Here is a 22,048-nt window from a genome sequence, read left to right as displayed (position 1 = left end):
AAATGTTTATGCTTGCAGCGCCGCAACACCCGGAAGCACTTTACCTTCCATGTATTCGAGCAATGCACCGCCACCGGTTGAAACGTAGCTTACACGGTCGCCGTAGCCCGCATTGTTGATCGCAGACGCAGAATCGCCACCACCGATCAATGAGAATGCGTCGTTGTCTTCGGTTACCGCCACTACCGCCTCAGCGATCGCGTTGGTTCCTTTCGCGAAATTCGGGAATTCGAATACGCCCATCGGGCCGTTCCAGAGCACGGTTTTTGATTTTTTAATGATATCAGAGAAAATCTCAGCAGTTTTCGGACCGATGTCGAGACCTTCCCATTCGTCAGGGATATTACCTGCTTCCACTACTTTACGATCGGCGTCGTTCGAGAATTTATCGGCGATTACTGTATCCACCGGCAATACCAGGTTGATGCCTTTCGCCTTTGCTTTCTCGATCAGTTCAAGCGTCAGATCCTGCTTGTCGGCTTCGAGCAGCGACTTACCGATGTTTCCACCTTGTGCCTTGGAGAATGTGTAGGACATACCGCCGCCGATAATGAGGTTGTCTACCTTATCGAGAAGGCGCTCAATGATCAGGATTTTGTCGGAAATTTTCGCACCGCCCATGATCGCCGTGAAAGGTCTTTCCGAGTGTTCGAGCAGACGTTCCGCGTTGTCGAGCTCAGCTTGCATTACATATCCGCAAACTTTGTCCTTAAAAAACTTACCGATTACGGCTGTGGAAGCGTGCGCGCGGTGTGCGGTACCGAATGCGTCCATTACCCACACGTCACCGAGTTTCGAAAGTTTCTCAGCGAACTCTTCGTTACCTTTTTCTTCTTCTTTATAAAAACGCAGGTTTTCGAGCAACAGAACTTCTCCCGGTTGCAATGCAGCGGCCAGCTCAGTAGCGCTTGCCCCAATGCAATCGTCGGCAAACTTCACGGTCTTTCCGAGGATCAGCGACAATGGGTTTACAAGGTGTTTCAGGGAGTACTTTTCGACAGGACCGTCCTTGGGGCGACCAAGGTGTGACATTAAAATGACGGAACCGCCGTCATTAAGAATCTTGCTGATTGTAGGAATGGTCGCACGGATACGGGTATCGTCCGTGATCTCAAATTTTTCATTAAGCGGGACATTGAAATCCACGCGAACCAGGGCCTTTTTCCCTGAAAAATCATAAGAATCTAATGTTGTCATGGGCAGGTAAAATTGTTTTCCATAGAGAGCAAATGTAAATCAATTTCTTAATTATATACTACGCTTTTCAGAAAAGGCGGCGCTCATAATAACTATAATCCTATTTTTACCTTTCATCTTTCTATAAAAACAGTATTTAACCAAATTTTAATATAAACCATCCCGGACATGCCGGCACCGCTCTTTTCACCAGTCGAAACCTCCATTCACGCATTCAAAATTGAACATTCAGTCATTCCCCGTTCCACGGCGGCTCATTCAATCATTCAATCATTCGGTCATTCGGTCATTTCTTTTAATTTCGGTAACTTTATTTCTTCATCAACTAAAAAAGTAACCGTTTTGTCCGCCGAGTTAACCGATCCGTTCGCCCAGGAACAAGTGTTCCCCACGGATTTACCGCCCAAATACTATCTCGAATATTTCAATTACGTGCTCGCCTTCGTTCGCAAGCGATATGAGCACATCCTGCACGAGAGCGAGCTGGAATTCCTGGACAATTACGAGTCGCTTTCCGAAGATGCGCAATGCCTGTTCATCCGTTTCAGCAACCGCAGTAAATCGTTTTTCCGTACCAATAGCCTCTCTTACGCCGAAATCGAGGATATGCCCGCGGTGCTCACCGAACTGCTCGAACGCGATTTCATCGAAACGCTTTGCGAAGCGCACGAAAGCCGGTTCGGAGAGGTCATCGACCTTTTCACCAAACCCGAGTTGCTCGAAGTCACCAAGCTGCTTGAACCGGACGTAATGCCTTCCAAAAGCATCAAAAAGCCTGATCTGGTGCGCTGGCTGCTGCATGAGTACGATTTTGCCGTGCTTTGCGAGGTGATCGGAGAATTGGAGCCGGTGGTAAAAGTATCATTCGAGGCGGAGGTAATGCTAATGAAATTCCTCTTCTTCGGCAACCGCTATGCCGATATGACCGAGTTTGTCGTCCGCGACCTCGGGCACGTGCGGTTTCAGTCGTTCGACGAACAGTACCTTTCCATTCAGTTTGATACGCGCAAGGATGCGGATGATACATTGATGGTGTCGTTGATGAAAGAAACCTTCGATATCATCAAACAGGACTTGCCGCCTGAGGAGATTTACGACTGGTTTATGAATTGGCAGGCTGCAAGCGGCACCGGGCTCAGTCCTAAGGCTTTACCCTCATTCAATTCATTCATATTAAAGGTAAGTGCCTGGTTGGAACGTAAGAAAATGCTTTCCCAGGCCCTGACCATTTACCAGCTTACCAACGACGCCCCAGCCCGCGAGCGGCGCGTGAGATTGCTTTATAACCTGGGCGAGGTCGACGAAGCATTGGCATTATGTCAAGAGATTTCCGAAAGCCCGCAGAATGCCGACGAGCGCTTTTTCAGCCTCGATTTTTATGAAAAGATCAAAAACAAAAAAGCCCGGACCGTCAAAAGGACGACCCAGGCTTTGAAGGCTGCCGAAGCGATTGAAGTACCGATTTCCTATCGTTTCCGCGTGGAATTCGGGGCAATCACTTACTACCAGTCGCAGGGTTATAATGCATTTTTCAGCGAAAACGAACCGTGGCGTGCATTGTTCGGGCTGCTGTTCTGGGATATTATTTATGACACCAATGTGCAGACGATCCATAATCCGCTGCAACGCATTCCGTCGGACTTCTTTCTGCCCGACTTCTATTTCAAGCGGTCGGAGCAATTGAAGGAACGGCTCGCCGCTGCGCATTCGCGCCAGATTATCGACGAGCTCGTTACGCAGACATTTACAGACAAATATGGCATTACCAACGTGCTCGTGCCGTGGTATGACGGCGCATTGGAAAAGGTACTGACATTAACTTCCCTTCTGAGCCCCGAAAAGATCCACAAGATCATGCTCGAAATGGCGCTGAACCTCCGCGAAAATACCCGCGGTTTCCCCGACCTGCTCGTTTGGAACGACGACGATTATGCATTCATCGAAATCAAATCGCCAACCGACCACCTTTCGTCGCGGCAGCTGCATTGGCAGCATTTCTTTGCTGAGCATGGCGTGCAAAGCCGGATCGTCCGGGTGAACTGGATCAAGGAGGATATTAGTCTAATGTAAACTCGGCTGTTACCGGCAGGTGGTCCGATGCATATTTCTCGTCGATCACCTTGGTGTTGGCACTTTTGAGTTTGCTGCCCTGCTTGTGCATGATGAAATCGATGGTTTTTTTCGGTACTTCCACAGGAATCGTCGGCTTGCAATCGGAACAGGAGCGGGTAAAATACTTATCAAAATAGGCGATTACCGGGCTTTCAGGTGTTGCATTGAAATCGCCGCCGAGGATCATCGGCAACTGCGAGTCTCCGAAATGCTTCACAATGGTTTCGGCTTGCAGCAGACGGTTGGGCTCTTTCAATCCCAAATGCGTACTGGCGAAAATCAGCTTGCGGTTATCCGGCAGCTTCACCGTCACCGCGGCGATCGTGCGATCTTCTTCTTTCAATTCAGGGCGGATCGGCAATGCGAACTTCGCCGAATCCACAATCGGAAATTTGGTCAGAACCGCCACGCCGTAATCGCCGCCCTGGTGGTCGATTGCTTTGGAAAAATAGAATTTCATGCCCGTCAGCGCGGCCAGCTGCTGGGCCTGGTTCTTGCCTTTGCCGGAACGCTCGGTATTCACGTCCACCTCCTGCAATGCCACGAAATCAGGCTTTTCGGCATTGATAACCTTTGCAATTGCCTCTACATCAATTTTATCCCCGGCCGATGGCGGGTTACAATGGTGGATATTGTAGGTCATCACTTTGAAGCGCTGCTTCTTGGCGGGCTGGTCGAGCAACGTACCGGCTATTACGTTGACGGACAGGAGCATGAACAGGGGGAAGAAATACTTTTTCATCGGTGGTACGAAGATTAAGGTTAATAATGCGCCAAAAATAGTGGTTGAAAACCAGAAATAATCCCGCCTGCTAACCCGTTTGGGTTTATCGTCCCATCAAATCTCGACCCGAAGGGCATTTTTCACTATCATTACACATTCATTAACAATCCTCGCTTCATGAAGCTAAGAAAACTCCTATTCGCTGCGGCCGCGTTCACGGGCCTCGGCGTCGCGCATGCGCAAACCAGGCCGGAGGATGTGAAAAATTTCACGCTCGCCAACGGCATGAAATTCCTCGTTCTGGAAGACCATTCGATCCCTACCGCGAACATGTACCTTTTCTGGAAGGTCGGCTCGCGAAATGAGGTGCACGGCATCACCGGCCTCTCCCACTTCTTCGAACACATGATGTTTAACGGTTCCAAAAACTATGGTCCGAAGCAGTTCGACCGTGTGATGGAAGCCAACGGCGGTTCCAACAATGCGTATACGACCGAAAATGTGACCGTATACACCGACTGGTTCCAGAAAGATGCATTGGAAACGATCTTCAAACTCGAATCCGACCGCATTGGCCATCTCACCATCGACCCTAAAATGGTGGAAAGCGAGCGCGGCGTAGTGCTTTCCGAACGCAGTACCGGGCTGGAAAACAGCAATTACCGGCTCATAGGTGAGCAGGTACAGTCCGTCGCATTCCAGGAACACCCGTATATGTTCCCGGTAATCGGCTTTGAGTCCGACATCAAAAGCTGGACGCAATCCGATTTGGAAAACTATTTCAAAACTTATTACTCGCCTAACAATGCGACCGTGGTGGTGGTAGGAGATATTCAATTTGATGAAGTAAAAAAACTGGCCGATCAGTACATGGCTCCGCTTCCTGCCCGCGGCCTGCCTCCGAAGATCCGTACCGTAGAGCCGCCGCAGAATGGCGAGCGCCGTGTTACGACCTACAAGGACATTACTACGCCAAACCTGCTCCTGGCCTACCACGTTCCCGAAACTGCCCATGCCGACTATTACGCGCTGGACCTGTTCAGCAGCCTGCTCAGCTCGGGTAACTCTTCGCGGCTGGTCAAATCACTGGTCATGGACACCACCATCGCTTCCAGCGTTTCGACCGGGCTCGATAATGGCTTTGATCCGACATTGTTTGCCGTTTTTGCAGTAGCCGCCGACAATGTTTCAGCGGCAGACCTCGAAAAAGCCATTGAAAAACAAATCGACATGATCATACAGAATGGCGTAACCGACGCGGAATTGCAGAAAGTGAAGAACCAGAAGCTGATGGAGTTCTACCACACGCTCGAAACTATCAATGGAAAAGCCAACAGTCTCGGGACTTACGAGGTGTTTTTTGGTGATTATAAAAAGATGTTCGAAGCTCCCGAAAACTATAAGAAGGTCACCGTGGACGATATCAAACGCGTCGCAGCGCAGTATTTCACGGAGCGCAACCGCACCGTAGGGTACCTGCTTCCTGAAAAATCGAAATAACAGCCATTCAAATTCAAACTGGAATGAAAAATATCCTGATTCTGGCACTCGCCCTGTGCGCATTCGCAGCCAAGGCGCAGAACAATTTCAAAGTACCTCCTTACGAGACATTCAAACTTAAAAACGGGCTGACGGTGTACCTGATGGAGCAGCATGAAGTACCGCTGATCAACGTTTCGGCCGTGTTCGATGCCGGTGCGATCAACGATGGCGAACGTTACGGCCTTGCAAGTCTGACGGCCGATGCATTGCTGTTCGGGACGCAGAAATACACCAAAGCGCAGATCGAAGAAATGACCGATTACGTCGGTGCAAGCCTTTCCACTTATGCTTCGAAGGATAATGCAGGCCTCGCGGCTTCATTTGCGGTGAAAGACCAGGACAAGCTTTTTGAACTGATCCAGCAAGTGCTCATCCACCCGGTTTTCGATGCCACCGAATTTGACAAACACAAACAGCGGACGCTGCTCGAACTCGCCCAGGCGAAGGAAAGCCCGCGCTCCGTGATTGGTAACTATTACAATGCATTCCTGTTCGGCCAATTCCCTTATGCCACGCCGACAACGGGCAGCAAATCCACTGTTGAGAAAATCAATGTCGAGGCGGTGAAAGCATTTTACCAAAGCAACTACACCACAGGCAAGGGAGCTATTGCAGTGGTGGGTGACTTCAAAATTGCGGATATGAAAAAGAAGGTAACCGCGTTGTTCGGTGAGTGGAAAACCGCGCCCGCCAGAATGGTGAAACGCGTGGCGCCCAATCTGGAATTCGACAAGGCCCGTGTGCTCCTCGTCAACAAGGACGACGCCCGTGAGACCACATTCATGATCGGCGGCAAGGGTATCGACTATAATTCACCGGACTACGTGCCTGTGGTTGTGATCAACACCATTCTCGGCGGCAGGTTTACTTCCTGGTTGAATGACGCACTGCGTGTCAATTCGGGCCTCACCTACGGCGCAGGAAGCCGTTTTACCCGCTACAAGTATGCAGGCACATTCGGTATCAGCACATTTACCAAGAACTCCACGACCGTTCCGGCAATCGACATGGCGCTGAGCGTGCTCGACAGCCTTCACCAACACGGCATTAATGAGGAAATCCTCGCGTCCGCGAAGGCGTACGTGAAGGGCGATTTCCCGCCGGATTACGAGTCGGCCGGCGCATTAGCGAGGCTACTTACGGATATGTACACCTATAATTTCGATGAAAGTTTTATCAATACATTCCAGTCCAAAGTGGATGGCCTGACTGTCGCGAAGGCGAAAGACATTATTGCGACCTATTTCCCGAAAGACAAGTTACAATTCGTGCTGGTGGGCAAGGCGTCGGAGATTAAGGAGCAGGTTAAAAAGTACGGTGAGCTGAGTGAAAAGCAGATCAAGGCCGACGGGTTTTAGTATATCAAACACAGACGCTGCTTTAAAGAATACCTATCTAAAACAATCAACGAAATGACAATGAAAAAACTAATCGGTCTGGGCTGTCTGGCGGCTGCATTGCTGGGCGGAAGCGACCTTTTTGCACAGGGCAAGCCGGTGTACACCGCGCCGATCGGCTTGCAGGCATATACTTTCCGTGGCAGTTGGGGCAAAGGCATTGAAGCTACGCTGGATACCATCAAATCCCTCGGCGTTACTGAAATGGAAGGTGGCCCGATCGCCGGCATGACCACCGAGGAGCTCCGCAAGCAGCTCGATAAACGCGGTATTGCCATGCGTTCCATCGGTGCCGACTACAAGAAGCTCAGCGAAAGCACCGCACAAACCATTAAAGACGCCAAAATCCTCGGCGCCAAATATGTAATGGTCGCCTGGATTCCTCACGAAAAAGGCAACTTCAACCTCGAAACTGCGAAAAAAGCAGTCGCTGATTTCAACAAAGCCGGTAAGGAGCTCAAAGAAGCAGGCATTTCGCTCACTTACCATAATCACGGCTACGAGTTTGTCCCTTACGAGGATGGTACGTTGTTTGATTACATTGTCAAAAACACGAATCCGGAATACGTCAACTTCGAAATGGACGTCCTTTGGACCGCATTCCCGGGACAAGATCCGGCGAAGCTGCTTTTGAAATACCCGACAAGATGGAAGCTCATGCACCTCAAAGACCTTAAAAAAGGGGTGAAAGGCGATCTCTCAGGCGGTACACCTACTACCAACGACGTGGCGCTGGGAACCGGCCAAATCGACATCCCGGCGACATTGAAGGCTGCCAAGAAGGTGGGAATCAAGCATTACTTTATCGAGGACGAGAGTCCTTCCTATCTGAAACAGATTCCGCAAACTATTGCCTATATCAAGAGTATTAAGGAATAGGCGCAACAACACCTTACCAAACCTGACAACACCTGACTATTCATGACTTCTTTGTCATTTATGGTCAGATGTTGTCATTTGTTGTCAGTTATTGTTAGCCGTGGTCGCGGTTACCAGCCCGGATTCTGCTTCAACGTCGGAGTGCGCTGCAGCTCGTCCTGCATGATCGGGAAGAGATAATGCCTTGGCGTTACGAACACGCGGCTTTCTACGAAATAACGCTGCATCCGGTATTTTTTACCATCTACTTCAATTTTCCCGTTCGGATCTTCCACCGGCTTCATACCATTGATCATCCGCTGTGTTTTCGGATAAGGCCAGTAGGATTGCGAGCGCTGCTCGTTGGTTGCGCCTGCGCTTTGCCACGCCTGCTCGCGCGCGAGCTCTTTTTGGGAACTTGCTTCCAGGTATAGCCTGGACGACCAGATACGGTTGTTTTCATAAAACAGCTCCACCCGCCTTTCGCGTTTGATATACTCGTCCATCAATGCCTTGCTGGTTTGTGCTTCTGGCGGGATGGGGGCCATGAATGAACGCTTTCTCACATCGTTCAGCATTTGGTAAATCTCCGCATTCGGGCCGGCTGATTCATTCACTGCTTCTGCATAAATATAAATGAACTCCGGCAAGCGCCACACCGGCGGGCCGCTGATCGCGAAACTCTTGTCGCGGTTCCACGATTCGCGCAGGATTTTGCGGAGGAAATAACCGGTAGTAGAAGAGTTGGAAGCCCCGATCTTGTCCGGACCGGTAGCTGTATTGATCACTTTCCCCTTGAATGTGGAACCGTGGTATACGATATCACGGTAAAAACGCGGGTCTCTTTTCACACTTTCATAGGGATTGCCGTCGTCGTAGCCATCGGTTTTAGCGCGGGTACCGTACACCGGATAGCCAAATCCATTCGGTGCGATGTATTCATATTCATCCACCTGCTCCTGAACCGGCATTTGGCGGGAGCTTCCGCCCCAGCTCGGAGGGTAAATATCGCCCTGCCAGTTATTGTCCTTATCGCGGGTGACGAAGAAAACGGCCTCGTTCTGGAATGCCTGCATATCGTGATACAAGTCCCAGAGCCGCGCAGGTACTTTCGAATTATTGTTGTTGTTTCCGGCGTCGTCGCGGAAATCGGATGCATCGTGGCCCTGGTAAAGGCTGTAACGCTGGCGGCCATCCACTTTGAAATCAATGACCGCCTTTGCTGCCTCCTTCGCCTTTACCCAGCGATCGACATTGTAAGTGTATTCCGAAGCAAACTGACGCGTATCATTAGGAAATGTACCACCATTCCACATCGGTGTGGCAGCCATCCAGGAAATCATCGCTTTCAATCCCAGGCAAGCTCCTTTATCCACCCGGCCAAAGTCCGCCCCACCCCAGCTCCCTGGGACACGTGCAAATGCGGAGTCACAATCCTGTTTGATCTTCTCTGCAATAGCATGGAAAGACTCCTGCTTGAAATCCATCGGATCGCTGGGCTGGATGGTGTGCGTCACATACACCACCTCCCCGTACATACGCGCGGCCAGGTAATGGAAGTAGGCGCGCATGAAGTAGGTTTCGCCGATGCGTTTATCGAGGTCACCGGCTTGCAGCGGATTATCGGGCGTATTGTATTTCCTTACACCTTCCAGGATCACATTGGCCTTGCGGATGCGGGCATACAGATCCCACCAGTACTGCCCGCGACTGCTCCGGTCGGGCATGGCATTGGGGTTCCAGTCTCCGGTATTGAACTTGTTGGTCAGGCTTCCTTCCGCCGTCGAGCCCTCGGCCTCATCGGTCACAGGAGCCGATGAAAAGTGCGAGAAAAACACCAGCGGGCTGTTGGAACCTTTGGCATTGTCGTACAGGTCGGTTACCAACTGGTTCATTTTATTATATCGGGTAAAAACCTGCTCGGCATCTACCTGATCGTCCGGTTTGCGGTCGAGGAAATCCTGCTGGCAGCCCGATAATACTACAAGACCGAATGTTATGCTCGTCAATATTTTTGTGGTATTCATAAAAATCAGGTTAAATCAGAATGAAATGTCGACGCCAAAATTCACCACCTTCTGGATAGGGTACCAGTCGCCCGACCCCTCGCGGGTTTCGGGATCCATATCCACATCTTTGAGTCCGTCCCAGGTAAGGAGGTTCATGCCCTGCACATAAATGCGGAAGTTATCGATCCCGATCTTCTTGATCGTCGTTTTGGGCAGATTGTAGCCTACTTCTACCGTTTTCAGACGGATGTATTTCGAATCATACAAAAACAAGCTGCTATTGTTATTCTTGTTGTTGCTATGATCGCCGAAATGCAATGCCGGATACGTTGCGGTGGCAGCAGTTTCAGGTGTCCAGCGTTTCAGGTGCATCGGTTTCACCTTGCCGTATTTGTCCTGGGCAAAAAGCGGGAAATCGTAAACTGCCGCGCCGGATAGCTGCACTGATGCCCGAGACGCACCCTGGAACAATGCGCTGAAATCGAAGTTTTTGAAACGACCTCCCACCGGCAAACCGAACATCAGCTCCGGGTTACGCGGGTTACCCACGGCGGTACGGTCGCCCAGGTCGTCGATCTTGCCGTCGTTGTTCAGATCCTTGTACACGACATCCCCCGGCCGCAGCGTACCGAATGACTGGAAGCCGCTGCCGTTGTTCATCGCATTCAGCTGATTGGCCTCTTCCTGGTTCGCCACGAAGCGATCGAAAAGGTAGTCAAAATGCTCGTCGATACGCTTGCCGGTGTTAGCCCTTCCGGGCGAAGCATAAGGAATCTCATTCATGAAAATGATCTTGTTGCGGGCAAAAGTCATATTCGGACGAACGAAATACGTGAAATCCTTGCCAATGCTGCCGGTCCAGCCTATCTCGAAATCGAAACCTTTGTTGTTCACGATCCCCGAGTTCAGGAACGGGGCATCTTTGCCGACGATGTCAGGGAAGCCGAGCTTGTTACCACCGCCCATGTTGGTAATGATGTCATAGCGGTGTTCGCGGAAGATATCGAGCGTCAATGTAAGGCGTTTCAGGAATGTCGCGTCGATACCGATGTTGGTTTTGCGGGCCTTTTCCCAGGTCAGGTTCGGATTGGCCAGGTCACCCTCCGACAGGAAGCCGCCGGCACCCGAGCCGAAATTATCCGTACCAAAATTGTAATCGCCATCGCGCCGTCCGAAATATTGCAGATAAATGAAACGCTTGTAGTCAGGAATCTTGTCGCTTCCTACCAATCCAAACGAGCCGCGGATTTTCAGATTATTAAGCCAGTTTTGGGTATTGGTCATGAAACGCTCTTTCGTGAGGACCCAGCCGGCTGCTACCGACGGGAAAAAGCCGTACCGCTTCCCCTTCGCGAAATTTTCAGAGCCATTATAAGCCGCATTCACTTCCAGCAAATAACGGTCATCATAGCCGTAGGTAGCGCGGGCCGTAACGCCCTGATAGCTGAACGGCACCTGGTTGTTGATAACCCGCTTCGACCGGTTGAAAAGCACCATGCCTGTCACATCATGCAATCCAAAATTCCGCATATAGTCGAGCTTGGCCTGGAAATAGGCGCGGCTTTCATTGTTATTGTTGCTATACCCGTTCCCGATCGTTTGGTCGATATTGTATTTGTTCCCCGACTTGTACGCACCCGTGTAATGCCCCGGTGTACGATAAATGTCGCTTCCCACAGTAGGAACAAATGTGGCATAACCCGGATATTCGCGGTAACCTTCCGAATAGGTACCCACTTTGCGATCGATCCAGCCGCCGTCGTTGGCGTCGTAAGAGAACATTCCCTCAATGGCCAGACCTTTTGTAATAAAATTCAGCTTATGTCCCAGCGAGAATGAACCATTGAGATACGTATTCTTCTCATTCAAAAAACCGGTACGGCTGAGCTCTCCGAGAATGTTGAAGCGGTAAATCTGGTCGCCATACAGCATTCCTAGTGGGTTATTAGCCTGGAACACCTTGTTGGCGGGGTCGTCGTTCGGTTCCACGATGATCGGCAGGTACGAAGGCTGGGTATTGGCCAGCTCCACAATGCGGGCGGCGGTTGTGCCCGGCGCGTTACGGTCGGTAATGCGGGCACCGAGGTCCAGTTTAGCGTAAAAATTGTCCGTAATGTCGATATCGATGTTCGAGCGGAAATTGTAACGCTTGAACACGGCCTGCGTGCTATTCGCCGCCAGATCGGTGTGTCGGTAGTTACCATCCTGCTGGAAGTAGTTGGCCAGGACGAAATACCTGGCCCTCAACGATCCACCGCTAATAGACAAACTGTAATCATGCTGCACACCCGGCTTGAACGCATAATCGAAGTAATTCCAATTATAGCCCAGGCCATCGGAGTTATCCCCTTTTGCCTTGCGGAAATCGGCAATAGCCTGATCCGAGAACAGGTTCAGCGTTGCCGGGTCGGCATCAGGATTATCATTTCTTCTCGCTTCATTGTAAAGCATGGCATAGTCCGCCGAACCGAGGTAGGTCGGGAATTTCACCGGTTTGTTGATACCGACCGACGCTTTGAAGTTCACAGTCGCCTTATCCTGCACTTTTCCGCGTCGGGTTGTGATCAGGATTACACCATTCGCCCCACGCACACCATAAGGCGCTGTGGCCGAAGCATCTTTCAGGATTGTAAACGTCTCGATCTCCGAAGGTGCGAGGTAATCCATGCTCCGTTCGAGGCCGTCGATGATCACGATCGGCGCTTTATTTCCGTAAGTAGCGGTACCTCGGATGAAAATATCGCTGCGGTCTACGCCCGGCTCGCCACCACTGAACTGGTTCGCGAACAATCCGGGTAGCCTTCCCGCCAATGCGTTGGTAATGCTGGCAGTCGGGCTTTGCTTCAAATCTTCGGTAGTAATGGTCGCGATCGAGCCAGTGATGGTCGCTTTACGTTGAGAGCCGTACCCTACGATCACAATTTCTTCCAGTCCGTTCAGATCTTCTTCCAGCTGGATGCTCACCGTTGTTTGCGAGCCAACTGTCTGTTCTTTTTTGAGATACCCAATAAAAGAAACCACCAGCACATCGCCCGCTTCGGCTTCCACCGTGAACTTCCCGCTCGCATCCGCCGACGTTCCTTTATCGGTTCCTTTTACAATCACCGTCGCACCCGGCAGCGGATTCCCCTTCGCATCGGCGACGGTTCCGGTAATTTCCCGGATAACCACCTCGGGCACTGCCGGCACATTAATGTTCCGCACGGGGCCGGCCCCGTCGTGCTCCTCCTTTTTGTAGATCGCGATTTGCTTACCTATTACCTTATACGTCAGGTCTGTTCCTTTGAGCGCGGCATTCAGGATAGCCGGCACGGTTTCATTTTTCAGGTCCAGATTAATATTGATTTCCTGTCTTCCCGAAAAAAGATCATCCCTGTAAAATATGCGATAACTGGTTTGTTCCTGAATTTGCCTGAACAGTGTGCCCAGATTTCCGTTCCGGATTTTGACATCCATCCTGCTTTTCTGAGAATACCCCGTTGCATGCACGCTCATCATCCCGATCCATAACAGCATAACTGTCAGTTTCATGATTCTCAGCAGTTTTGATGGGTGCAATTTTCCCAAAGGGCAATACCCTTTCTGGTCAAATTTTTTCATAAATTTGATTTGACTTTTGTTAATACAATGGTTTAAGGATCACTTGCTTGCCGGCAAGTGTGAAGATTCGGGAAACGTTGCCGCGTTTCCCGTTTTTATGGTTTGATAGCGCTTTCCTCCAATACGTACCTCCTTTCGTTAGGTTGTTGTTTGTAATTAAGCCCGGTGGTCAGCGCGAGCACTTTCAATACGTCGCGGACGTCGTCTTGCAGAATCAGGTCTCCTCCGAATTTGACACCCGCGAGTTTCGGTTGTTTTAGTTCAATATCTACCCGGTAATACCTTGATAGCTTTTTAATAATTTCAGACAACGGCGCGACATTCAGGGCCAGATAGCCATCCTTCCAGGAAATATATTGCTGGACGTTCACCTGATGCGTTTGCAGCACCGCCTGATCCTGATCGAAGACGGCCCGCGTCCCCGGTGAGATCTTTGTCTTTTTCGACCCGAAGAGTGTCTGCCGCTGCGTCGTGAGCTCTACGCTGCCCTTGGTGAGCACAGTGGCCGTGTAAGGATCGTCGTCATAAGCACTTACGTCGAATTCCGTGCCCAGCACTTTTACCTCCATATCTTTGGTATGTACATAAAAAGGCGCGTTTTCCTCGTGGGTGACTGAGAAATACGCCTGCCCTTCGAGGTACACCTCGCGCAGTCTTTTATCGAAATGCGACGGATAAACCAGCTTTGAGCCGGAGTTCAGCCAAATACGCGTCCCGTCGGCAAGCGTCAGCACCGACCGCTTGCCATAAGGCACGACTAATGTATTAAACTGCTGATCCCCGGCCACCTGCTGATCTATTGTCGATGAAGAGTCAACCTGAATGAGCGCACCGTTGTCTTTGTATTCCAGGCTCGAATTATCTTTCCGCAAGCTAATCACCCGTTTATCGCCGAGGATCAGTTGGGTTTCGTCCGGTTCGTTCACGCCGCGGGCGGCAACCTCCTGCATGGTACGGGCGGAATCTTTGTAAAACACGAGATAGCCCACGCCCGCCAGCAACAGCAAAGTCACCGAAGCCGCCGCGGCAATCCAGAATGTGTTGAATGATCTTTGTTTCCTCTGCGAGATAGTTTCGCCTACCTGGTTCCAGAGTGCATCCTTTTCATCAGGTGAAAAGGTTTCGTTACGGAGGGTTTTGAACAGCAGCTTCGCCCGCTCGCCGGCCACTCTTTCCTCTTCGGTCAGGTGCTCGGGACCTGGTATCGGCTCCTGCTTGTTGCGTTTTCTTTTCATGGAAGTGCGCTTGTTTAAACTACAAGAGCGCAGCATGCCACTGATATAGACTTCTGAGAGGATTTATTTTAACAAAAAATAGAAAATATTTTCTTAACAGCACATTATCAACAAGATAACCCCGAATTCAAGTTTACCGCGCAGTTGTTTGAGAGCGCGGTATACGAAAGTGCGGCAGGTAGGGACGGAAATCTGCATGATCGCAGCGATTTCATCATAATCGAGATCCTGATGGAAACGCAGGTACAATATCTCCCGTTGGCGGTCGGGAAGCAGGTTGATCTCGGCGGCAAGGTGTTGCAAGGTTTCCCGCTCCTTTTCACTGACAACCAGCTCTTCTTCAATACTGAAACTGAATGTATTGATCGCCAGTGAATCTTCGGTATCCCAACGGTCAAATCGCAGCATCGACGATTTCCGGTGTGCGAGGTGCAACTTCCTGCGGAGTGATTTGAGCAGGTAGAATTTTACATTGGCATCCCGGGCCAGATTTTTCCGGTAACCATGCAAATCAATGAAAAGGTCGTGAATACAATCTTTTACCAGTTCCCGGTCTGTGCTGTACCGCATACCGAACGCGTACAGCACGCTGGCATACTGGTCATAAAGGTCGCTAAACGCATCGGGATCGCCGGAAATGAAGCGTAGCCAGGTATCATGATCCGGGTCTGAATGTGTCATAGCGCAAAGTTCAATGCATATTTCCTTAAAAACGTTTCTCTGAAACGTTTTTCCCAAACAGGGTTCTCCAAACGGGGATTAAATTTAATGAGTATCTATGAAAGTTATTAAATATCTCCTGTTTCTTCTCCCTATTTTTATACCAATGCATTTGGTGCCACCGGCATGCTTGCCAAGTGCGCAGATACTTTTTACTTTGCATCAAAAAAGCAATCAACATGGAACCAGCACTATTGAATGAAGTCCCGTCGCTCGATTTGGCCGATTTTACATCGGGAGATGCCCAGCGGAAGCAGCAGTTTGTCGAAGACCTCGGCGCGGCATTTACCAACATCGGTTTTGTAGCCATTAAAAATCACGGATTAAGCGATACGCTGCGCAATGATCTTTACGAAAGTGTAAAGCAATTCTTTTCGCAGCCGGACGACATCAAGAAAAAGTACGAGTTCCCCGAGTTGTTCGGCCAGCGCGGTTATATCGGCAAAGGCAAAGAAACGGCAAAAGGTTTCAAAGTAGCCGATTTGAAGGAATTTTACCACGTAGGCCAGCCTGAACCCATCGGACAAATGCCGTCCAATATCTTTCCCGAGGAATTTCCCGATTTCAAAAAATATACCCTCGAAGTTTACCGTACTTTCGAAAATACCGGCAAAATGCTGCTGCGCGCCATTGCCATTTACCTCGGCCTACCGGAAGATTATTTTGAGGACAAGGTCAAAAACGGCGACAGCCTGCTTCGCGCATTACATTACTTCCCTATTCCTAATCCCGAATTGGTACCGGAAGGTGCTGTAAGGGCCGCAGCACACGGAGATATCAACCTCATTACCTTGCTGATGGGCGCCAGCGCGGAAGGCCTCGAAGTGCTACGCCGTGACGGTGAGTGGATCCCTATTACCGCATTACCCGATCAGATCGTTGTGAATGTAGGCGACATGCTCGACCGGCTCACGAACCACAAGCTCAAATCGACCATTCACCGCGTAGTGAACCCGCCGCGGGAGAAAATGGGCACTTCCAGGTATTCGATTCCGTTTTTCATGCACCCGCGCGCCGATATGGACCTGACCAGCCTTGAAAGCTGTATTACCGTCGAACAACCGAAGTTGTACACCGACATGACTGCCGGGGAGTTTCTTGATGAACGTTTGCGGGAGCTCGGTTTGAAAAAATAAAGTACCCTCAGCTTGTCTTACCCACCTATCCGTCGATTTCGTTACATCATTTACTTGATGGACATCCTCCTGCTGTCGCTCACGGCATTCGGGGGACCGCAGGTACACCTGATGATGATGATCGAGCGGCTGGTACATAAGCGAAGGTATGTAACAGAAGAAGAACTACTTGAATTACAGGCGCTTTGCTCGATATTACCAGGCCCTAGCTCCACGCAGACGGTCACGGCGATAGGCCTGAAAATAGGCGGGCAACCGCTAGCCTATCTGACGTTGCTCGTATGGTCGCTACCGGCGATGATCCTCATGACGCTGGCAGCAATAGGCATTCATTACCTCGAACGGAATGCGATTTCACTGGACTTTACGCGGTTTGTGGGTCCCATGGCAGTCGCGTTCCTGATGTATGGCGCCTCCTCCATTGCCCGAAAAGTGATCCACAATACACAAGGTTGGACACTGCTGGTAATCTCGACGATCCTCGCTTATACGTACCCATCTCCATATATGACGCCCGTGCTGATCGTCTGCGGAGGTGTAGCGGCTTCACTCAATTTCAAGAAGCACGAGAAAATGGAGAAGGCTGAGATCCGCATCAAATGGCGGCCTATTATCTTCTGGATTTCCGTGCTGATTACCGCGGCCATTATCGGTAAAATCACGAATTCATTGCCGGTAAGGCTTTTCGAAAACTTCTACCGGAACGGAAGCCTGGTTTTCGGCGGCGGGCAGGTACTAATCCCCATTTTGTACAACGAATTTGTGGAGTTCAAGCACTACCTGACCGAGCAGGAATTCCTCGCCGGGATGGCGCTCACCCAGGTGGTACCCGGGCCTGTATTCTCCATCGCCACGTTTGTCGGAAGCGTATCGCTGCAATCCAACGGCTGGTTCGGCCAGATTGTCGGAGGAATTGTGGCTACGGCCGGGATCTTTCTGCCGGGCACTTTCTTCATCTTTTTCGCCTACCCTTTCTGGGACCAGCTGAAACGTTACCGCGGCATCCGCGCTTCCCTTGAAGGCATCCACGCCGCCAGCTGCGGTCTCACCATCGCCGCGGCGATCTCGCTCTTTCAGCCAATGATGACCAGCATTCAGCCAATGGCAACCGTTATCGCTACATTGATTGTTGTTGCATTTGGCAAGGTTCCTTCGTATCTGATCATTCTGGCCGGGTTGTTGCTGGGGCTGGTGTTTTGATGGGCATTTTAGCCAGAGAACGGGAAAGATTATGTATATTTACTTAGACTTCATTCAATAACTTAATACGGTAGTATATGCTTTTGGAACTCAATGATAATGTAATCAAAAGTACCGGGCTCTCCGAGCAGGAGTTGAGGATCGAACTGGCGGTGCGGCTGTATGAAGATGGTAAAATTACTGTCGGTCAAGGCGGAACCATGACCGGACTGGGTAGCATTCGCTTTCAGCAGGAACTCGGAAAACGTAAAATTGCCTGGCACTACGATGTTGAAGATTTACACGCCGATCTAGAAACGTTAAAAAAATTATCCCAAAAAGGAGCTTCAAAAAATGTGAATGAATTATAGTACCAGCATAAGTTTCCCAAACCCAATGACCAGACACCACCTAGCCCTAGTTACACTCCTTTTCATAACAGCATTTACCAGTACAAAAGCCCAAATCAGCTCTCCACCGGGCTTTTTACAGAAAAACAACACGAACGCGTCCCGGCAATGGGTTGATTCCGTTTTTGCGACGCTGACACCCGATGAGCGTATTGCGCAGCTGATCATGGTTGCGGCTGTGTCCGATACCAAACGGGCACTCATCGATCCAAAAACCAGCAATCCAGCCGCAGTGGAGAAGCTGATCCGTGAAAATAAGGTCGGTGGAATCGTATTTTTTCAAGGTGGACCGGTGCCTCAGGCACAGCTGACCAACTACTATCAGTCGATTTCCAAAGTGCCATTGCTCGTGGCGATGGACGCCGAGTTTGGGCTGGCGATGCGGATTGACAGTACTGTTCGTTATCCTTATCAAATGACTTTGGGGGCCATCCAAGGTAATAATGACCTGATTTACCAAATGGGCGCACAACTTGCGAAACAAGCGCGGCGACTGGGCATGCATATTAACTTCGCACCGGTGGCCGACGTGAATAATAATCCCAATAACCCGGTGATCAGCTTCCGGTCTTTTGGCGAGAACAAATACAAAGTCGCTGAAAAAGCTGTTGCCTACATGCGTGGAATGCAGGATAATGGTCTTTTAACCAGCGCAAAGCACTTCCCTGGTCATGGCGACACCGGCACCGACTCGCATTACGATCTGCCATTGATTTCGCATTCTGTCCAACGCATTGATTCACTGGAACTTTACCCCTTCCGTGCGCTGATCGATAATGGATTGAGCGGTATGATGATTGCGCATTTGAGCATTCCGGCGCTGGATAAAACACCGAACCTGCCTTCTACCCTTTCCAAACCGATTGTAAGCAAGCTGCTTCGCGACCAACTGGGATTTGAAGGGCTGATCTACTCCGACGCCATGAATATGAAAGGCGTTACCAAATTCTTTCCTGACGGCAGGGCCGATGCCATGGGTCTCGAAGCGGGCATGGACTTGCTGGAATTCACCGAAGATGTAAACAAATCCATCACCGAAATCAAAAAGAGCATTGCCGAAGGCAAAATCACCCAGGCGGAGATCGACTACCGCTGCCGGAAAGTGCTGGAAGCAAAAGCATGGGCAGGGCTGAACCATTATAAGCCGGTTGATCTTAATAACCTCTACGAAGACCTGAATCCCAAGGCAGCCGAGCTCACCAATCGACTGCTTACTGAAAAAGCCCTTACGGTACTTAAAAACGACAATAGCATTCTGCCGCTCCGCGGGCTGGATACGCTGAAAATCGCTTCCATTTCGGTGGGAGCTGATACGGTCACTACTTTCCAGAATACGCTGGGACTTTACACCACGGTCGATCATTATTATATTCCTGCCAAAGCTACGGCAGAGCAAATAGACGCCCTGCGGTCTAAACTGAATGTTTACAATCTCTTGCTGGTAGGCGTGCATTTGGGCAGCATTTCTCCACGCACGAGTTATGGCCTTACCGAGCCGATGAGCACGGTTTTGCAGGAACTGATCGCTACCAAAAAGGCCGTGGTTTCTGTTTTCGGCAATCCCTATGCCTTGAATAAAATGCCTAAAACCGATGACGCGAAAGCACTGGTAATGGCTTACCAGCTTACACCGTATACCCAGGATTTATCGGCACAACTCATCTTCGGGGCTATTCCGGCATTGGGCAAGCTGCCAGTGACGGTGAATGCCCAATACCCTTACAATGCGGGAATCGAAACCCCGGCGCTGGGTAGATTGAAATACACCATTCCCGAAGAACTTGGGCTGGATTCGAAAGTGATTACGGTTAAAATAGACTCTATTGCTAATGCCGCGGTAACGCAAAAGGCCACGCCCGGCTGCGTCGTGCAACTGGCCAAGGATGGGAAAGTGTTCTTCCGCAAAGCTTACGGCAAACATACCTATGAAGGCAATCATCCGGTAAAACTGACGGATTTGTATGACCTGGCTTCGGTAACCAAAATCACGGCATCCACCCTCGCATTGATGAGTCTTTGGGATGCGAAAAAGTTTGACCTGGACGCTACTATGAAGGATTATTTGCCCGACTTTGAAGGCTCCAACAAAGCCGACCTGCAATGGCGCCGAGTGCTCACGCATAGCGCACGCTTGAAAGCATTTATTGTGCTGTGGAAAGAAGCCCAAAAAGCGGACGGCAGTTGGAAAAAGAAGACATTCAGTACCAAGCAGTCCAAGCGTTACCCTACTTCGGTGGTGGACGACAGTTTGTTTATTTTCAAGAATTACGACAAAACGATTTTCAAATCTATCCGCAACTCGCCTTTAAATGAAAAGGAAGGTTACGTTTACAGCGACCTTTCATTTATACTTTATCCTCAAATCGTAAAACGATTGAGCGGTGAGGATTTTGAAGATTATATCAAAAACCACTACTATCACAAGCTCGGCGCCAATACACTCACTTTCAACCCGAAACGCTTTTATAAACTGGACGACATTGTGCCTACGGAGCGCGACACGTTCTTCCGCATGACACAGCTGCACGGCCAGGTACACGACGAGGCGGCGGCCATGCTGGGCGGACTTAGCGGCCATGCCGGGCTTTTCGGCACTTCCAATGATGTGATGAAAGTATGGCAAATGTATTTGCAGGATGGCTATTACGGCGGCCAGCAGTTGCTGAGCAAAGATGCATTGATTGAGTTTACACGTTACCAATATCCTGAGGAAGGGAGCCGGCGCGGTATCGGATTCGACAAGCCTACATTCAAATACACAGGAAATGCACCGAAGTATGCAAGCCCGTCGAGTTTCGGACATACCGGCTACACGGGTATTATGACCTGGGCTGATCCGGCCTGGGGACTGAATTACGTTTTCTTGTCGAATCGTGTGTATCCGACTCGTGAGAACAACAAAATCTCGACGCTGAACATCCGAACGTCGATCATGGACGTGGTTTACGAACAGCTTTTAAAAAAGTAACCGCGGTTACCCGCACCGAACCCTGAACTTGCTACCTTTGTAACTCTCACGAATAAGATTACCATCATGTACTATCGGTTTGATAAAGAAAAAGCGTCCCGACGGCCTGGAATCACGCCGTTGAAGGAGGCTATCGATCAAATGCTCGATAGGTACAAGCTGCGTAGCCGTTTCGACCAATCCTATGTGGTCGCGCATTGGGACAAGATCATGGGTTCGGCCATTGCCACCCGTACCCAAAAAGTGTATATCAAAGACAACATCCTTTTCCTGCAAATCGAATCCGCTCCGCTTCGCAACGAACTTTTCCGCGCGAAAGGCAAGATCATCGAGCTGATTAACCGGGAAATGGGCAGTGCGCTCGTGGAGGATGTGATCTTTGTCTGATTTCTTCCCACGCAAAAAATTTGTAATTTCAATCCGCAATAACCATATGAAGGGTATGACTACGCTGACGATTAAAACCGAGAAAGAGGAAGTAATTGAGGCTGTGAAAGCACTTTTGCGGGGATTTAAAGTGGCATTCGAAGAAAGGGAGGAAAAACCATACGATCCGGAATTCGTGGCCATGATCAAGGAAAGCGAGCAACAAATCAAGGAGGGCAAAACCGTTAAATACGAACCCGGTACTAATCTATGGGATCTGGTAAATTCAAAATAACATTTACCGAATAAGCGATCACACACTTGTCATTCTGGCATAAATCCGGCAACAAGATCATCATCAAGAAAATAGAACAGCTTATCGAAGCCATCGCTGATACACCAACGGAAGGAATCGGAAAACCTGAACTTTTGAAATATGAACTGGCTGAAAAGTATTTCAGAAGGATCAGCCATGAACATCGTATTGTGTACGAGATCGTTGACCAAACCATATATATTCTTTCTCTGAAAGGCCTACTAGTCCCTATCTTTGCCTTCCAAATAAAAGCAATCGGAGGCATTGCGTGTTAATCTG

At 50.0% G+C, this 22,048-nt stretch carries 17 protein-coding genes; 11 read left to right on the top strand and 6 right to left on the bottom strand.

The features are described from left to right. Nucleotides 1–6: 6 nt before the first annotated feature. Nucleotides 7–1,197 carry a phosphoglycerate kinase gene (locus ACQ4MZ_RS03105; RefSeq protein WP_430842847.1) on the bottom strand — a complete coding sequence of 397 codons (1,191 nt, stop codon included), beginning with the start codon at nucleotides 1,195–1,197 and terminating at the stop codon, nucleotides 7–9. A gap of 342 nt (nucleotides 1,198–1,539) precedes the next feature. Between ACQ4MZ_RS03105 and ACQ4MZ_RS03100 the strand changes: the two genes are divergently transcribed. Next, on the top strand, nucleotides 1,540–3,267 hold the full coding sequence (locus tag ACQ4MZ_RS03100; RefSeq protein ID WP_430842845.1) for a VRR-NUC domain-containing protein: 1,728 nt from the start codon (nucleotides 1,540–1,542) through the stop codon (nucleotides 3,265–3,267). Here ACQ4MZ_RS03100 and ACQ4MZ_RS03095 read toward each other — a convergent pair. Then, the gene (locus ACQ4MZ_RS03095) at nucleotides 3,254–4,051 is read right to left on the bottom strand and encodes an endonuclease/exonuclease/phosphatase family protein (RefSeq protein WP_430842843.1); all 798 of its coding nucleotides are present in this window, start codon (nucleotides 4,049–4,051) and stop codon (nucleotides 3,254–3,256) included. The two genes, ACQ4MZ_RS03100 and ACQ4MZ_RS03095, sit on opposite strands and share 14 nt — an antisense overlap. A 159-nt stretch (nucleotides 4,052–4,210) precedes the next feature. On the opposite strand from ACQ4MZ_RS03095, the gene ACQ4MZ_RS03090 reads away from it, so the two are divergent. From ACQ4MZ_RS03090 to ACQ4MZ_RS03080, 3 genes are read left to right on the top strand one after another with little or no spacing between them, the layout of a single operon-like run. Beyond that, entirely contained in the window at nucleotides 4,211–5,533 is a 1,323-nt protein-coding gene (locus ACQ4MZ_RS03090; RefSeq protein ID WP_430842841.1) for a M16 family metallopeptidase, read from the top strand. 23 nt (nucleotides 5,534–5,556) lie between these two features. Beyond that, nucleotides 5,557–6,933 carry a M16 family metallopeptidase gene (locus ACQ4MZ_RS03085; RefSeq protein ID WP_430842839.1) on the top strand — a complete coding sequence of 459 codons (1,377 nt, stop codon included), beginning with the start codon at nucleotides 5,557–5,559 and terminating at the stop codon, nucleotides 6,931–6,933. A gap of 60 nt (nucleotides 6,934–6,993) precedes the next feature. Then, nucleotides 6,994–7,851, top strand: coding sequence for a sugar phosphate isomerase/epimerase family protein (locus tag ACQ4MZ_RS03080; RefSeq protein ID WP_309987079.1), 858 nt, complete (start codon nucleotides 6,994–6,996; stop codon nucleotides 7,849–7,851). Between the two features lie 110 nt (nucleotides 7,852–7,961). Here ACQ4MZ_RS03080 and ACQ4MZ_RS03075 read toward each other — a convergent pair whose 3' ends face one another. The 4 genes from ACQ4MZ_RS03075 to ACQ4MZ_RS03060 form a co-directional block, all read right to left on the bottom strand. After that, the gene (locus ACQ4MZ_RS03075; protein WP_430842836.1) at nucleotides 7,962–9,857 is read right to left on the bottom strand and encodes a RagB/SusD family nutrient uptake outer membrane protein; all 1,896 of its coding nucleotides are present in this window, start codon (nucleotides 9,855–9,857) and stop codon (nucleotides 7,962–7,964) included. Nucleotides 9,858–9,872: 15 nt separating this feature from the next. Beyond that, a complete protein-coding gene (locus tag ACQ4MZ_RS03070; protein ID WP_430842834.1) occupies nucleotides 9,873–13,370 on the bottom strand; it encodes a TonB-dependent receptor in 3,498 nt (1,165 codons plus the stop codon). Nucleotides 13,371–13,534: 164 nt separating this feature from the next. Further along, nucleotides 13,535–14,674, bottom strand: a complete 1,140-nt coding sequence (locus ACQ4MZ_RS03065; RefSeq protein ID WP_430842832.1) for a FecR family protein — start codon at nucleotides 14,672–14,674, stop codon at nucleotides 13,535–13,537. Nucleotides 14,675–14,767: 93 nt separating this feature from the next. Beyond that, nucleotides 14,768–15,355, bottom strand: coding sequence for an RNA polymerase sigma factor (locus ACQ4MZ_RS03060; protein ID WP_430842830.1), 588 nt, complete (start codon nucleotides 15,353–15,355; stop codon nucleotides 14,768–14,770). A gap of 218 nt (nucleotides 15,356–15,573) precedes the next feature. On the opposite strand from ACQ4MZ_RS03060, the gene ACQ4MZ_RS03055 reads away from it, so the two are divergent. The 7 genes from ACQ4MZ_RS03055 (at nucleotide 15,574) to ACQ4MZ_RS03025 (ending at nucleotide 22,044) form a co-directional block, all read left to right on the top strand. Continuing rightward, on the top strand, nucleotides 15,574–16,530 hold the full coding sequence (locus ACQ4MZ_RS03055; RefSeq protein ID WP_430842828.1) for an isopenicillin N synthase family dioxygenase: 957 nt from the start codon (nucleotides 15,574–15,576) through the stop codon (nucleotides 16,528–16,530). Nucleotides 16,531–16,587: 57 nt separating this feature from the next. After that, nucleotides 16,588–17,730 (top strand): chromate efflux transporter, encoded by a 1,143-nt coding sequence (chrA, locus tag ACQ4MZ_RS03050; protein ID WP_430842826.1) that lies wholly within the window; start codon nucleotides 16,588–16,590, stop codon nucleotides 17,728–17,730. Nucleotides 17,731–17,807: 77 nt separating this feature from the next. Next, nucleotides 17,808–18,080: a UPF0175 family protein gene (locus ACQ4MZ_RS03045; protein ID WP_430842824.1), complete on the top strand. Its 273-nt coding sequence runs from the start codon at nucleotides 17,808–17,810 to the stop codon at nucleotides 18,078–18,080. Between the two features lie 25 nt (nucleotides 18,081–18,105). Then, entirely contained in the window at nucleotides 18,106–21,087 is a 2,982-nt protein-coding gene (locus tag ACQ4MZ_RS03040; protein WP_430842822.1) for a glycoside hydrolase family 3 N-terminal domain-containing protein, read from the top strand. A gap of 66 nt (nucleotides 21,088–21,153) precedes the next feature. Beyond that, on the top strand, nucleotides 21,154–21,474 hold the full coding sequence (locus ACQ4MZ_RS03035; RefSeq protein WP_430842820.1) for a DUF721 domain-containing protein: 321 nt from the start codon (nucleotides 21,154–21,156) through the stop codon (nucleotides 21,472–21,474). Nucleotides 21,475–21,529: 55 nt separating this feature from the next. Beyond that, nucleotides 21,530–21,748, top strand: coding sequence for a DUF2683 family protein (locus ACQ4MZ_RS03030; RefSeq protein WP_430842818.1), 219 nt, complete (start codon nucleotides 21,530–21,532; stop codon nucleotides 21,746–21,748). Between the two features lie 26 nt (nucleotides 21,749–21,774). After that, entirely contained in the window at nucleotides 21,775–22,044 is a 270-nt protein-coding gene (locus ACQ4MZ_RS03025) for a Txe/YoeB family addiction module toxin (protein WP_430842816.1), read from the top strand. The last annotated feature ends 4 nt before the right edge of the window (nucleotides 22,045–22,048 follow it).

It is taken from the genome of Dyadobacter sp. BHUBP1, assembly GCF_050587785.1.
GTDB lineage: Bacteria > Bacteroidota > Bacteroidia > Cytophagales > Spirosomataceae > Dyadobacter.
This window is presented reverse-complemented; position numbering and strand designations above follow the sequence as displayed.

Coding starts and splice junctions, on each gene's coding strand:
- ACQ4MZ_RS03070 (WP_430842834.1), bottom strand. CDS start 13,370: ATGAAACTGACAGTTATGCTGTTATGGATCGGGATGATGAGCGTGCAT.
- ACQ4MZ_RS03095 (WP_430842843.1), bottom strand. CDS start 4,051: ATGAAAAAGTATTTCTTCCCCCTGTTCATGCTCCTGTCCGTCAACGTA.
- ACQ4MZ_RS03105 (WP_430842847.1), bottom strand. CDS start 1,197: ATGACAACATTAGATTCTTATGATTTTTCAGGGAAAAAGGCCCTGGTT.
- chrA (WP_430842826.1), top strand. CDS start 16,588: ATGGACATCCTCCTGCTGTCGCTCACGGCATTCGGGGGACCGCAGGTA.
- ACQ4MZ_RS03060 (WP_430842830.1), bottom strand. CDS start 15,355: ATGACACATTCAGACCCGGATCATGATACCTGGCTACGCTTCATTTCC.
- ACQ4MZ_RS03090 (WP_430842841.1), top strand. CDS start 4,211: ATGAAGCTAAGAAAACTCCTATTCGCTGCGGCCGCGTTCACGGGCCTC.
- ACQ4MZ_RS03080 (WP_309987079.1), top strand. CDS start 6,994: ATGAAAAAACTAATCGGTCTGGGCTGTCTGGCGGCTGCATTGCTGGGC.
- ACQ4MZ_RS03045 (WP_430842824.1), top strand. CDS start 17,808: ATGCTTTTGGAACTCAATGATAATGTAATCAAAAGTACCGGGCTCTCC.
- ACQ4MZ_RS03030 (WP_430842818.1), top strand. CDS start 21,530: ATGACTACGCTGACGATTAAAACCGAGAAAGAGGAAGTAATTGAGGCT.
- ACQ4MZ_RS03075 (WP_430842836.1), bottom strand. CDS start 9,857: ATGAATACCACAAAAATATTGACGAGCATAACATTCGGTCTTGTAGTA.
- ACQ4MZ_RS03035 (WP_430842820.1), top strand. CDS start 21,154: ATGTACTATCGGTTTGATAAAGAAAAAGCGTCCCGACGGCCTGGAATC.
- ACQ4MZ_RS03040 (WP_430842822.1), top strand. CDS start 18,106: ATGACCAGACACCACCTAGCCCTAGTTACACTCCTTTTCATAACAGCA.
- ACQ4MZ_RS03055 (WP_430842828.1), top strand. CDS start 15,574: ATGGAACCAGCACTATTGAATGAAGTCCCGTCGCTCGATTTGGCCGAT.
- ACQ4MZ_RS03085 (WP_430842839.1), top strand. CDS start 5,557: ATGAAAAATATCCTGATTCTGGCACTCGCCCTGTGCGCATTCGCAGCC.
- ACQ4MZ_RS03065 (WP_430842832.1), bottom strand. CDS start 14,674: ATGAAAAGAAAACGCAACAAGCAGGAGCCGATACCAGGTCCCGAGCAC.